Consider the following 12,790-nt stretch of genomic DNA (forward strand, 5'->3'; position numbering starts at 1 on the left):
GAGTCTGGCGGCCTTCGAAGGGAGGCATCAAACTGACCAAGTCGGAGCCGTGGGCCATGATCTGAGTGACGAGATCGGCCCGGCTCAGGTCGCTGTAGCGTCTCCGCGCCTGCGCTGGTGGCAGTGCGACGCTGGCCTCCGCTGCCACAGGCATGGCGGTGCCACGTGCGCGCACCCTTCCGCTGCCGGTCAAGACGATGACTTGGTCGTCGTCGGCAGGGATGGATACTTCGACGCTGAAGTCGGCCCACCGCAGCTCCCGCCGCTCGACCCGCACGCGGAGGAACTCCTGCAGCCCGCCGGCGTACAGCGCATCGACGAGCGTGGGGCCGCGCAGCCGGTCGAGGGCGGCCAAGAAGCCGTCCAACTCTCTCGTGGTGAGTTCTCCATGCTGACGGGCGAGGCCGCCGCCGAGGCTCGAGTCCACGGCAGATGCCCTGCGCGACGTCTCGATCAGGGATATACGCGCTCGTACGGCCTCGATTTCTGTTTCGGCCAAAGTCAGCCGTTCCCGGATGCGCGCGAGATAGTCGACAGGGTCACCAATGGCTGGCTGATTCAGCATGTCGAATGCGAGGTCTCTCGCCTGCTCTGCCGCAGCGAGAGCGGTCTGCTCGCGCACCAATGGGTCCGGAGTCGGCATTCGCCGCCGGAAGATGGGCCTCAGGACTGCATAGTCTTCGTCCTCCTGTCGCCGCGGAGACACATTCTGGGTCAGGACCTGGCTGACGACGTCAGCCACTGCCCGGTGCAGTTCGTCGGCCCTGACGGTGGCGCACTTATCCCCCAAGATTCGAGTGCCGTCGCGCCATACCAATGAGCCTTCAGCCGCGGCTTGTCGACGCAACTGATAGGTGTGTTTCGGCTGGCCCGCCTCTCGAGTTTTTCCAGACATGAGCCGGTACTCGAATGGCCCCTCCCGATAGGTGCCGACGGATCCGAGGAAGGGAAGGGTTCCCCGGCTCTGGGCCTCTCGGATGACCACCCCCCGGCTCTCGGCTTCTACCGTCCAATGGTCGAGTGCTGCCTGCGCTCGAGAGAAGTCCTGGTCTGACGCGAACGGCTCCGGCGGTCGAGGAAGGTCGACTCGCATCGATGCCACGGTCTTGCCAGAGGCCTCTCGCCAATAGCGGATGCCGGCTACGGATACATGGGCGCTGTCGGGCAGCGTCATCTCCCACTCGAACACGGACTCTCGCCAGGCAATGAGCCACCTGCGCAGCCGATGGACGTCAAGGCTTCGAGCAGCGGCGAAGAGGCGCTCGCCGGACTCTGTCACGTAGCGAGGCTGTGGAGCCTGGGCAGGCGTCAGACCGAATGCACGGAGCTGCGCCTCGACGGCTGCTGGGTCCCAGGTCCACTGCTTGACCGGGCTGGTCCTCGGCGAGACGAGCCTCGAAGCGTGAAGTACCTCGCGTAGCACGTCCCTCGACTCGTGACCGATGGCGTGGACGAGTAACCGCACGAGGGGCGCTGCGGCCAAGTCGACATGCGGACGAGTAGATGTCCGGTCCCGCCGCCAGCCGGGGGGCAGGGCCGTGTAGGTGAGCGCCAAGTGGTTCTCCCGCGTCCGGGAGAACTTTCCGCCCACCTGTGCTTGCACCAGGTTGTCGCGGTCCAGAGCGGAGAACAGGCCTTGGAAATTCAACTCCAGCTGGCCTTCGGGGCTACGAGGGTCGATCTCCCGCCGGTTGTTGTCGACGACCCTATGGACACTCGTGACAAGCGTCTGATGGATCTCGCCCATGAACTGAAAGGCGCGGATCATCCGTCGGCTCGAGGCAAGGTGGAGATAGTGAGGCTGGTGCAGGGTCACCAACGCCTTGAACACGTCGGTGAACCAGTTGCTCGTGGCGGTGTCCGTTTCCTGGAAGGCCTCCGGCCGGAAGGGAGCTACCTCGGCACGCCGTTCCTCGCTACTCAGGGGCGCGTCCCGGAGCGTTCCGGGGAGCGCGTCAGCGCCGTACGTGATCACACGGCGCCGCCCTCGTCGCGCCTTGCCGGTCACGGTCGCCGATGCGAGAAACACCGCGACGAAGACGTCCTGGTCGCCAGGCTGCCGGTCCCGCTGCACCCACAGCGTCGTGAGGGTCGCACCGTGTGGTCCCTGATAGACCGACGCTCCGTGAGTGGACGGATCCAGGACCAGCTCTTTGCCGATCCGCTGCAGGCGATCGCGTGCCCAGTCGGGCAATGAGGCGTAGGTCTGGCTCAACTGGTGTCCGACGTCCTCGGCCCCGCTGACGTTACTGAGGCGCGCGCACGCCATTCGTCGGCGATCGCTGGTGCGGTGACCGAAACTGGCTTCCGCGATCTCGCGGGGGCTCAAGGACCTACTCATCACTACTGCCTCGTTCGACTTCATTGGTGGCCTGCTGTGGTGTATGCCGTGTGGCGATCGGCAGGTCTAGACCGTCACTGGACGGGCTAGAGGAATTTTCTTCAACGCTCCTGGCCGAGCCGCGCCGTCGGTCACGCTCGCCGTCCCACACGACATCCACCGATCGCATGCAAGCGACCCATCCCGAAAGGACTGCGCTGCGCCGAATCCCCTTTGTTGCCGCGGATGTGAGGGGGGCCTCGTCGGCAGACCTGCCGGTCGTTCGTTCGTCAGGCATCGCTGTTCCAGAAAAACTCGGCGTCGGTTCTGGCTCCCGCACGTGCCATCAGGCGGCGGTACTCATCCCCCGCCCAAGAGGTCATGTACGCGTGTGTCAAACCCCGAGTGGCTGGTAGCGACTGGGCCGGCGGATGCGCCCGATAGCGCCTGATCAAGCGGACCAGTCCCCGCCGACCCGCCCCTCCCCCTTTGCCCTCGATGCAGTTGCAGGACTGGCAGAGCAACCCCCGCACCAACCCGTCGGCGTCGTGCACGTGGTCGAGGCGAATGGCGCGTCCGCGATATGGGGTGTGCGGGTTGAGCGCGGGGTCGTTCAGCGCACAAGCGCCACCCTGGTACACCCAGAGGGCCTGAGCCGCGTTCCGGAAGCGGTTCCAGTCACGCTCGACGAGCGCCTGCTTGTCCGCCTCCGAGACAGCGAGGTCTCCGGCAGGGATGGGTCCCAGGGATAGGCGCAGCCGTAGGAGTGGAGGTGCCTGCTCCACCGGGCTAGGGCTCAGCAGCGGGTCCGAGCGAAGCGAGCATCCGTGGCACACAAGGCCAGCAATCCGTGTGCGGTGCCGGTCCCACTTGATCCGTGCGCTGATCGGAACCTCGTTGCCGCATCGGGCGCAACGGCCGTGCTGCAAGCGGTGCAGCTCATGACGGGGCAGGGACGATTCTGCGTGCAGTGGAAAGAGCGTCAGCTGCAACGGTTCCGTTGCGTTTCTCCGCATGCGGGCGACCGCCGGGCCTCGAGCCCGAGAACGGCGAGGCGCCGCTGGAGGCTGCCCTCCCACGTCGGGCGCCTGAGAAGTTCCGGCGTCTTGCGGGTTGGGGCTTGATGCTGGCTGCGCGGGGGCCTGCCCCGTGTCGTCGCCGTGGAGTTCGTTCACGCCCTGGACGGTGGATGCTCGGTCCGACAGGTGCCCTGGACGGGTGGCGACGAGCGGCCTCGCTCCGACCTACAGGCCGGAGCGAGGCGTCCAGACCCGCCGCCGGGTGTGGACGACCCTCGGGGCCGCCACTGACTGCCCAGAGAGCCCGACGAGCCCCAGCGTGCTGTCATCGCGCTGGGACGGGACGTGCCGTCGGTCATCCGGCGCGTCCACCGCGGAACCTATCGCCGCCTAGCGACAAGTTGCGCACGGGTGAAGTGGCCGACCTCTGAGGGTGGCGACCCGTGCCCGGCCGGAAGGCTGCCGGTGGGCGCGGGCCGTGAAGCTGCAATCCGCCGTGCAACCGGAGCCGCCGTTGACTGCGGCTCGCGTCACAGCCGTCGTTGGAGTCGGTCGAGCAGCTCATCCACGGTGTCCACCGGATGTCCGCCCTGCACGACAGGTACGTAGTGCCAGAGCAGCTGCGTGAGGTCACTGATCAGCACGAGGCAGTGACCGACTTGCAAGCGGCACCTCTCGACGTACAACTGATCACTGGCCTCCGAGCGGATGGAGTCCAACGGCAGTTCCGGGTTGGTGCGCACCCACCCCGCCCATCCGCTCGAGAGCTCACCCGGCTCGACGTCGATCCAGTAGTCGTGCACTACGCGATTCCGAAGGCGCGTGGCCTCAACCACCAACTCCAAGACGCCGGCAGCTGCCTCCTTCACCGTGGCCGGAACTGGAAGCCGGCGGATGCTTGTCCCGCATCTCCTGACCAGGTTGGCGAGCCCCCGTGGCGGCTGTTGCGTGTCTCCCCCATAGCCGAGCGCCGCAAGCGAACCCCACAACCCGCGCAGCGTCAGCTCCATCGCCACGTGCGTCTGCGCGACCGCGCCGATGCTGTAAAGCATGTAGTCGTAACGGCTGAGAGCCGTGGGCTCGGCCGCGGCCCCAGACGTGTCCACGGAACGCATCATGCCGACCAAGGCGTGGAAGCGACCGGGTCTCAGGCGACTCGGCACCGGGTGCCTCACCTGCATTCGACGACAACGCCGACAAGAGTTCCCCGTCGTTTTCCGGGCAACTGAACCTATGGCAGGTGTGATCAACGCGTTTGCCCCTGTTGAGCCCTGGGACTCCGGGGCTGCGCAGATGTCGGCCCACAACCGACCGCAACGCCGCGTCGCGCGCCTCCCACGGACGCGCCCCAGCGACTTCTACTATCCGCCCTAGTGGATGTGGCCGGCAGGAGCCCAGTCGCGACGATGCAGGACGGAGTTTGACCTGCGCATCGATCGGTTGACGAGAGCCACGTGGCACGGGGCGTCACAGCCCCCGGCGGAGCGGAGTGGGCAACTCGATGGACGGGCTCGCGCAGGTTCAAGCACGCATTGCTTCGATCCAGGCGCAGTTTCAGGCACCGGTGCGGGTCTCCGGGCGAGCGCCGTCGGACTGGGCCTCGGTGGCTGCCAGTGCCGGCCTGACCGGGGGGACGACGGACCCGTCCGCCGCCGAAGCCCCGGCAATCTCCAGCATGGGGCTCGATCTCACGGGAGCCGGCGGGGCCGTCGTGGCGAAGGCTGAGCAGTACCTGGGAGTGCCCTACCTGTGGGGCGGTACGGACCCCGCAAAGGGCCTCGACTGCTCCGGGTTTACGCAGCTGGTCTACAAGAGCCAGGGCGTCGACCTGCCTCGTGTCTCCTCGCAGCAGGCGACCGCGGGGCAGCCCGTCGCCTCTCTCCACGACGCCAGGCCGGGCGACCTCCTGTTCTTCGACTACTCACCCAGCCGCCCAGGGATTGACCACGTGGGCATCTACGTCGGAAACGGCCAGATGATCGCAGCCCCGCAGCCCGGAGAGGTCGTGAAGATGCAGTCGGCGGGCCAGCCCACAGCCATCCGACGAGTGCTGCCCGAGGGAGCCGCCTAAGCGGTGTCGGAGGACCGTGGGGACGGCGACCTGGATGTCAGCGGCCGCCCACTGGCTGCGGCTCGGCGCTCGAAGCCGCCCCCGTCGGTGCACCCGGAGCGGGCTCCGGTAGCCGGAGCCGCTTGAGCAGCAACGCGTTCACGGCGACGATCAAGGACGAGCCGGACATCGACAGCGCGGCGATCTCGGGGCGCAGGACGAGGCCGAACGCAGGCGCGAAGACACCGGCCGCGATGGGCAGCGCGATCGCGTTGTAGCCGATCGCCCAGGCCAGGTTCTGCCGCATCTTCCGCAGAGTGCCTCGCCCGATCCGGAGGGCAATAGGAACGTCCAGCGGGTCGGAGCGCATGAGAACCAGGTCGGCGGTTTCGATGGCCACGTCGGTGCCGGCGCCGATGGCGATCCCGATGTCGGCCTGGGCGAGGGCTGGGGCGTCGTTGACCCCGTCACCAACCATCGCGACTCTCTTGCCCTGGCGTTGCAGCTCAGCGACCTTGTCGGCCTTGTCGCCGGGCAGGACCTCGGCGATCACGGTGTCGATGCCGAGGTGCGCAGCGATCCGCTCGGCCGTCGCCTGGTTGTCGCCGGTGAGCATGACGACTTCGATGCCGGATTCGTGCAGCGCGGCCACGGCCGCTTCCGCGGTCTCGCGCGGGGCGTCAGCCAGGGCGATCACCCCGGCACCCTGGCCATCGACAGCGACGAGCACCGCGGTGCGGCCGGCGGCTGCCAACTCGTTGCGCCGCTCGGCGAGGTCTCCCAGCTCGACAGCCTCGGCGTCCATGAGTCGTCGGTTGCCGACGAGCACGCGGCGTCCGGACACGTCGGCGACCGCGCCATGCCCGGGCACGTTGCGGAAATCCGTCGCGGTCAGGCGGGGAACTCCCCGCTCCGTTGCGTGCTGCACGACGGCGCGGGCCAGCGGATGCTCCGACTCTCGCTCGACGGCGGCGGTGAGTGCGAGCATGTCCTCCTCGGACAAGCCGCGGCTGACGACGTCCGTGACCTCCGGCTGACCCTTGGTCAGCGTGCCGGTCTTGTCCATGACGACGGTGTCGATGCGCGCGGACGTCTCCAGAGCCGTGGCGTTCTTGAACAGGACGCCACGCTTCGCGCCCAGCCCTGTGCCGACCATGATCGCGGTCGGCGTGGCCAGGCCGAGCGCGTCGGGGCAGGTGATCACCACGACGGTGATCGCGAAGAGCATGGCCACCTCGATGCTCTCGCCGGCCAGCATCCAGGCCAGGAAAGTGGCGCCGCCTCCGATCAGGGCGACGAGCACCAGCCAGAACGCTGCCCGGTCCGCCAGCCGCTGGCCGGGGGCCTTGGAGTTCTGCGCTTGCTGCACGAGGGCCACGATTTGGGACAGGGCGGTGTCGGCGCCGACCTTGGTCGCCCGGACCCGGAGCGTCCCCGTGGTGTTGATGGAGGCGCCGATGACCTCGGAGCCTGGCGTCTTGGCCACCGGGAGGCTCTCGCCGGTGACCATGGACTCGTCGACCTCGGACTCACCGTCCTCGACGGAACCGTCGACCGGAATACGGGCGCCGGGGCGCACGAGCAGCAGGTCGCCCACCTGGACTTCGGACGTGGGCACCTCGACGGCTTCACCGTCGCGTAGGACGACCGCGCGCGCCGGTGCCAGTTCGAGGAGGGTGCGGACGGCGTCGTTGGCGCCTCCCCGGGCGCGCATCTCGAACCAGTGGCCCAACAGGACGAAGGCGGTCAGGACCGTCGCGGCCTCGTAGAAGACCTCTCCCCCGCCGGTCAGCGTCACGCCGAGGCTGTAGAGCCAGCCGGTTCCCACGCCGACGGCGACCAGCACCATCATGTCGAGGGTGCGGTTCCGCAGGGCCCGGTAGGCACCGTCGAAGAAGATCCAGGCCGAGTAGAAGATCACCGGCAGCGAGAGGATGAGCGAGAAGACGTCGTCCCGCAGGCCGAACGGCGCCGCGGCTTCGAAGCCGAGCACCTCCCGGCCGATCGGCGAGTACAGCAGGATCGGGATCGAGAGCACGGCCGCCAGGAAGAAGCGGTTGCGCATGTCGCGGGTCATGTCGTCCATCGACATCCCGGCGTGATGGCCGCCATGCCCCATCACGTCCTGCGGCGAGGCTCCAGGAGCCGCACCGTGGCCTTCGTGCCCCATCGCGGCGTGGTCGTGCGCCTCGGACGGTGGTGCTGCGTCCGTGTCGGCGTGCGTCCCGTGGCCGGCTCCCGAGGCCGCCGGCTCGGTCATCGGATCGCACATGTGCGCGGGAACCGACTGCCCGGCGCAGTGGTAGCCGCAGTCTCGGACCCAGTCGGTCAGCTCGGCGATCGTCGTCCGGTTGGGGTCATAGGTCACCGTGGCGGTCTGCGAGACGGGATTGGCCTCGACCGCCAGGACACCCGGGCGGCGGGACAGGGCCGACTCGACGACGGTCTTCGATGATCCGCGAAGGATGCCGGAGGCCTCGATCACGGCGGTCGCACTCGCCATGCCGCGCGCATTCTGGTGTGCCGCCTTGGTCATCGCGTTGCTCCTCGCTCGTGTGGCTGTGGAGTCAGGTGACGGTCACGTGCGCCCGCTGATCGCGGACGCGGGCGGCCGAGAGGACTCCGCGTCGCCAGCCGTAGCAGGGCCGCCGTCCGCGCGGGTTGAGGCCTGGGCGGAGAACCGACGCAGCCGCAGGCTGTTGGAGACGACGAACACCGACGAGAACGCCATGGCTGCGCCGGCGAGCAGCGGGTTGAGCAGGCCGGCGGCAGCCAGGGGCAGGGCGGCGACGTTGTAGGCGAAAGCCCAGAACAGGTTGCCCTTGATGGTGCTCAAGGTCTTCCGGGACAGCCGGATGGCATCGGCCGCGGCACGGAGGTCCCCGCGGACCAGCGTGAGGTCACTGGCCTCTATCGCCACGTCGGTCCCCGTGCCCATGGCCAGGCCCAGGTCGGCCTGAGCCAGGGCAGCGGCGTCGTTGACTCCGTCGCCCACCATGGCGACGACCTTGCCCTCGTCCTGGAGGCGCTTCACGACGTCGACCTTGTCCTGCGGCAGGACCTCGGCGATCACCTCGTCGATGCCCACCTGCGCAGCCACCGAGCGGGCGACCGTCTCGTTGTCGCCGGTGAGGAGGATCGGCGTCAGGCCCAGGTCGCGGAGCTGGCGGACCGCCTCGGTCGAGGTGTCCTTGACTGCATCGGCGACGACCAGGACGCCACGGGCAGCGCCATCCCACCCGACGACGACCGCAGTTCCGCCGTCCGCCTCGGCGGCCGCTTTGGCGCGCTCGAGGTCGGCAGGAAGGTGCTGAGACCACTCGGCGAGCAGCCGGGTCCGCCCCACCAGGACCGCGTGCCCTTCCACTACACCCTGGACACCGAGCCCCTCGAGGTTGGTGAAGCCTTCCACGGGCGGCAGCGTGCCGACGCGTTCGGTCGCTGCCTTGGCGATCGCCTGGGCGATGGGGTGCTCGGAGGCGTCCTCCAGCGCACCGGCCAGTCGAAGCAGCTGCTCAGGGTCTCCGTCCTCAGCGACGAGGACGTTGACCAGGGTCATCCGGCCGGTGGTCACGGTGCCGGTCTTGTCCAGGACGACGGTGTCAACCCTGCGCGTGGACTCCAGCACCTCCGGTCCCTTGATCAGGATGCCGAGCTGGGCGCCGCGACCCGTGCCGACCATCAGGGCCGTCGGCGTGGCCAGTCCGAGGGCGCACGGGCAGGCGATGATAAGGACGGCCACGGTCGCGGTGAAGGCGGCGGCGACACCGGCGCCGTTGCCGAGCCAGAAGCCCAGGGTCCCGATGGCGATTGCGATGACGATGGGCACGAATACGGCGGAGACCCGGTCGGCCAGCCGCTGCACCTCGGCCTTGCCGTTCTGCGCCTCCTCGACCAGCCGGGCCATCTGTGCCAACTGGGTGTCCGACCCGATGCGGGTCGCCCGGACGACGATGCGTCCGCCGGCGTTGACGGTGGCGCCTACGACCGCGTCGTCCGGACCGACCTCCACGGGCACCGATTCGCCGGTGAGCATTGAGGCATCGACCGCGGACGAGCCCTCGGTGATGACGCCGTCGGTGGCGATCTTCTCCCCGGGACGGACGACGAACAGGTCGCCGACGGCAAGCCGGTCGACACCGATCCGCTCTTCGCGCCCGTTGCGAAGTACGGCGACGCCCTTGGCCCCCAGTTCGAGCAGCGCGCGCAGGGCTGCTCCGGCCCGACGCTTCGAGCGGGCCTCGAAGTACCGGCCGGCCAGGATCGCGGTGGTAACGCCCGCAGCGACCTCGAGGTAGATGTTGCCGGCACCGTCACCGGCCTGGATGGTCAGCTCGAAGGGGTGCTTCATGCCGGGCATACCCGCCGACCCGAAGAACAGGGCGTAGAGCGACCAGCCGAACGCCGCCAGCGTGCCCATCGACACCAGGGTGTCCATGGTCGACGTCCCGTGGCGGAGGTTCACCCAGGCCGCCCGATGGAAGGGATAGGCGCCCCAGACGACGACCGGCGCGGCCAGGGTGAGGGACAACCACTGCCAGTTCTCGAACTGGAGGGCCGGGATCATCGCCATGGCGATGACCGGCAGGGTCAGTGCCGCCGAGATGAGAACCCGCTGCCGCAGGACCCGCACGGGGTCGTGCTCGTCGGTCACCTGGGTGTCGTCCGCCGCGGCGGGCGGTTCGGGCAGGCGAGCCGAGTATCCGGCCTTCTCCACGGCGGCGACGAGGTCGTCGGTGCTGACGCCGTCGGGGTAGGTGACCTTGGCCTTCTCGGTGGCGTAGTTGACCGTGGCGGTGACGCCGTCGAGCTTGTTGAGCCGCTTCTCGATGCGAGCGGCACACGAGGCGCAGGTCATGCCGCCGATGGCGAGTTCGACCTGGGCGTTCCCGGTGGCGGCCGGGGCTGTGCTGCTGCTCGTTGCGGAGCTCATGGTCTCTCCTGTCAGAGATCTCTGGTGTCGCTGGGAGTCCGGGCCCCGGGGGTGCACTCGTCGTCTGCGCACCCCCGGGTCCGGGGTCACTTGCCGGCGTCGCCGCCCATGTCCATGTCGTCGTGGTCGACGCCGGTCTGCACGGGTGCGTCTGGCCGCTCGGCTGCGGGTCCGAGGGGCTCGACGGCATCGCCGATCCCCAGGGAGCCCAGGAAGACGGCGGCGAGGCCCAGCAGGTAGGCGCCGACCTTGGTGCGTATGTTCACGTCACGTCACGTCCTTCCGCGTCGCGGCGCCGGGCGGCTGTCGGCCCGGGGAAGGGTTACTTGCAGCCGCACCCGCAGCCGGAGCCCTCGCTGGTCGCCATCTGGACGGCAGGCGCCTTGACCTCGTAGCCGGCCTCCTCGACGGCGCCCCGGACGGCGGCGGCGTCGACTGGCTGCTCGCTCGTGACGGTCAGGCCGCCGCTGGCCAGGTCGACGTCGACTCCGGTCACGCCGGGGATCTGGCTGACCTCCTCGGTCACGGACTTGACGCAGTGACCGCACGTCATGCCGGTCACGGTGTAGGTGGCGGTGCTCATCTGGAGTGTCCCTTCGGTGATTGTGCTGATCCGGTGTTCCGGCTTGGGTGGGCGAGGCTGTCAGGGGTCGTCACGAGCGGACGAGGCGGGCGATGGCCTCCGATGCCTCGCGGATCTTCTCGCCGGCCTCAGGCCCGCCGGTGGCGGCCGCCTGGACGACGCAGTGGCTCATGTGCTCCTCCAGCAGCCCGAGGGCCACGGACTGCAGGGCCTTCGTCATCGCCGAGACCTGCGTGAGGATGTCGATGCAGTACTGCTCGTCGGCGACCATCCGCTGCAGCCCTCGCGCCTGCCCTTCGATCCGTCGCAGGCGCGTGAGGTAGTCGTCCTTGCGGTGGATGTATCCGTGCTCGCCCTTGACGTGTCCCGCGTCCATCGAGACTCCTGTGAGTTCTCTCGTCGCTGTCTCACTACACGCGGAACCATACCCCCCTAGGGTTCCCAGTCAAGTCCTATCCCGCATAGTTTCGCGTTACCCGTGTGGGCCCAGGGGTAACGGTCTCGGTATCGGCGTCCGAAGCAGACCGGCCCCTGCGCCGGCATTCAGAGGAGCGAACGTGACCGTTGCCAGCCAGATGCTCGACACCTATCCCAAGGACCTGGGCGGCGTGGACCGGGCGAAGCTTCAGGCGTGCATCGACGCGTGTGTGGAGTGCGCGCAGGCGTGTACCGCCTGCGCGGACGCCTGCCTCAGTGAGGGCATGGTCGCGGAGCTGACGAAGTGCATCCGCACCAACCTCGATTGCGCCGACATCTGCGAGACGACGGGCCGCGTGCTGTCGCGCCACACCGGTTATGACGCCAACGTGACCCGGTCCGTGCTGGAGGCCTGCGCGGCAGCGTGCAAGGCGTGTGGCGATGAGTGTGCGCAGCACGCCGAGATGCACGAGCACTGCCGGATCTGCGCGGAGTCGTGCCGCCGCTGCGAGGCTGCCTGCCGCGACCTCATCGCTACCCTCGGCTGAGCACTCGCTCGAACGGGGCCTCGCCGGGAAGGGGCACCTCCGTCTTAGCGCAACCGTCGCGTGGTTGGGCTTCCCGTCCGCTGGTCGCCTCCGTAAGCAACGAGGTGTCAGTGACGTGCGACGCGGATGGTCGCAGAGCGCATTCTCCGGCCCAGCACGGGACGTGTATGAGGGTTTCATCCTCGGCCATGCAGGGCGCCTCCTCCCCCGTTGAGACGCGAGGGCCGCACTCGCCGCTCGTCCTCCTTGCCCGCATGAGCGAGCGCGACGAGCAGACAGTGCGAACTCCACTTCCGCCGGACCTGCTAGCCGTGGCGCCGCCTTGTCGCCACCCAGAGGGCGCAGCGTCGGCACATGAAGACGCCGGGCGTATCGCCCAACTCGTGAACCGACGATCGAGGAAGGTCCCGACCGCAGCAGCCGCACGCAACGCGCTCCTCGGTGTCAGTCTCTCGCCGGCCGAGGAGCCTCATTGCAGTGCCTCCACAAGTTGCTCGACCGTGGGAGAGCCGCTCAAGCCGTCCGGTGTGCGGTACACACGGCACGACAGTCCCACGGGGCGCTCATGGTCCAGGAAGGGGTCGCGGCCGTTGACGAGGACGGTGGGCGAGCCGCGAAACTGAGCCGCCTCCGCCTCCTCCGGCGTTGACACACGGCGGTACTCCACGTCGGCATCGCCATGGCCGACGCGTGTAAGAGCCTCCCGGAGGCGCCCATCCGTGACGGTCCAGTTCGGACATCCTTCGAAGTACAGGAGCGAAACCCGCACGTTCACCCACCATTCGTCAGATCACTGGGTTTGGCCCGGCCAGATCGTAAGGCGGCGAACCTCGCGCAGTCCCGGCAGATTGACGCGCCAGGCGTTGCCGCCCGGGCGGTCACCGACCAGGCTCCGACGACGCCGCCACAGCAGCCGCAGC

At 68.7% G+C, this 12,790-nt stretch carries 11 protein-coding genes; 2 read left to right on the forward strand and 9 right to left on the reverse strand.

Features of this window, described 5'->3' with window-relative positions; genetic code table 11:
• The 3 genes from BN344_RS20375 to BN344_RS15375 form a co-directional block, all read right to left on the reverse strand.
• On the reverse strand, positions 1 to 2,329 hold a 2,329-nt coding region (locus BN344_RS20375), incomplete at its 3' end, for a hypothetical protein (RefSeq protein ID WP_166518256.1).
• Positions 2,330 to 2,610: 281 nt separating this feature from the next.
• Positions 2,611 to 3,336: an endonuclease domain-containing protein gene (locus BN344_RS21230; protein ID WP_081788672.1), complete on the reverse strand. Its 726-nt coding sequence runs from the start codon at positions 3,334 to 3,336 to the stop codon at positions 2,611 to 2,613.
• A gap of 533 nt (positions 3,337 to 3,869) precedes the next feature.
• Positions 3,870 to 4,445: a hypothetical protein gene (locus BN344_RS15375; protein ID WP_155858914.1), complete on the reverse strand. Its 576-nt coding sequence runs from the start codon at positions 4,443 to 4,445 to the stop codon at positions 3,870 to 3,872.
• Positions 4,446 to 4,828: 383 nt separating this feature from the next.
• Between BN344_RS15375 and BN344_RS15380 the strand changes: the two genes are divergently transcribed.
• Positions 4,829 to 5,410: a C40 family peptidase gene (locus BN344_RS15380; protein WP_051515998.1), complete on the forward strand. Its 582-nt coding sequence runs from the start codon at positions 4,829 to 4,831 to the stop codon at positions 5,408 to 5,410.
• A gap of 37 nt (positions 5,411 to 5,447) precedes the next feature.
• On the opposite strand, the gene BN344_RS15385 is transcribed toward BN344_RS15380, so the two are convergent.
• From BN344_RS15385 to BN344_RS15405, 5 genes are all read right to left on the reverse strand, one after another.
• Positions 5,448 to 7,925: a heavy metal translocating P-type ATPase gene (locus BN344_RS15385; RefSeq protein ID WP_197022346.1), complete on the reverse strand. Its 2,478-nt coding sequence runs from the start codon at positions 7,923 to 7,925 to the stop codon at positions 5,448 to 5,450.
• 42 nt (positions 7,926 to 7,967) lie between these two features.
• Positions 7,968 to 10,322, reverse strand: coding sequence for a heavy metal translocating P-type ATPase (locus BN344_RS15390; protein ID WP_040339469.1), 2,355 nt, complete (start codon positions 10,320 to 10,322; stop codon positions 7,968 to 7,970).
• A gap of 86 nt (positions 10,323 to 10,408) precedes the next feature.
• Complete coding sequence (locus BN344_RS15395) at positions 10,409 to 10,588, reverse strand: hypothetical protein (protein ID WP_040339470.1); 180 nt, start codon at positions 10,586 to 10,588, stop codon at positions 10,409 to 10,411.
• A 56-nt stretch (positions 10,589 to 10,644) separates the two neighbouring features.
• Positions 10,645 to 10,905 (reverse strand): heavy-metal-associated domain-containing protein, encoded by a 261-nt coding sequence (locus tag BN344_RS15400; RefSeq protein ID WP_040339471.1) that lies wholly within the window; start codon positions 10,903 to 10,905, stop codon positions 10,645 to 10,647.
• Between the two features lie 70 nt (positions 10,906 to 10,975).
• Positions 10,976 to 11,281 (reverse strand): metal-sensitive transcriptional regulator, encoded by a 306-nt coding sequence (locus tag BN344_RS15405; protein ID WP_040339472.1) that lies wholly within the window; start codon positions 11,279 to 11,281, stop codon positions 10,976 to 10,978.
• Positions 11,282 to 11,462: 181 nt separating this feature from the next.
• Between BN344_RS15405 and BN344_RS15410 the strand changes: the two genes are divergently transcribed.
• Complete coding sequence (locus BN344_RS15410; RefSeq protein WP_040339473.1) at positions 11,463 to 11,870, forward strand: four-helix bundle copper-binding protein; 408 nt, start codon at positions 11,463 to 11,465, stop codon at positions 11,868 to 11,870.
• 469 nt (positions 11,871 to 12,339) lie between these two features.
• Here the strand turns inward: BN344_RS15410 and BN344_RS21275 are convergent, their stop codons facing one another.
• Positions 12,340 to 12,645, reverse strand: coding sequence for a DF family (seleno)protein (locus BN344_RS21275; protein WP_424945182.1), 306 nt, complete (start codon positions 12,643 to 12,645; stop codon positions 12,340 to 12,342).
• Positions 12,646 to 12,790: the final 145 nt, after the last annotated feature.

Source organism: Candidatus Blastococcus massiliensis AP3, from assembly GCF_000582785.1.
Classification (GTDB): Bacteria; Actinomycetota; Actinomycetes; order Mycobacteriales; family Geodermatophilaceae; genus Blastococcus; species Blastococcus massiliensis.

Bases quoted from the DNA above. Each gene is read 5' to 3' on its own strand.
- BN344_RS15385 (WP_197022346.1), bottom strand. From the start codon at position 7,925: ATGACCAAGGCGGCACACCAGAATGCGCGCGGCATGGCGAGTGCGACC.
- BN344_RS15400 (WP_040339471.1), bottom strand. From the start codon at position 10,905: ATGAGCACCGCCACCTACACCGTGACCGGCATGACGTGCGGTCACTGC.
- BN344_RS15405 (WP_040339472.1), bottom strand. From the start codon at position 11,281: ATGGACGCGGGACACGTCAAGGGCGAGCACGGATACATCCACCGCAAG.
- BN344_RS21230 (WP_081788672.1), bottom strand. From the start codon at position 3,336: ATGCGGAGAAACGCAACGGAACCGTTGCAGCTGACGCTCTTTCCACTG.
- BN344_RS15390 (WP_040339469.1), bottom strand. From the start codon at position 10,322: ATGAGCTCCGCAACGAGCAGCAGCACAGCCCCGGCCGCCACCGGGAAC.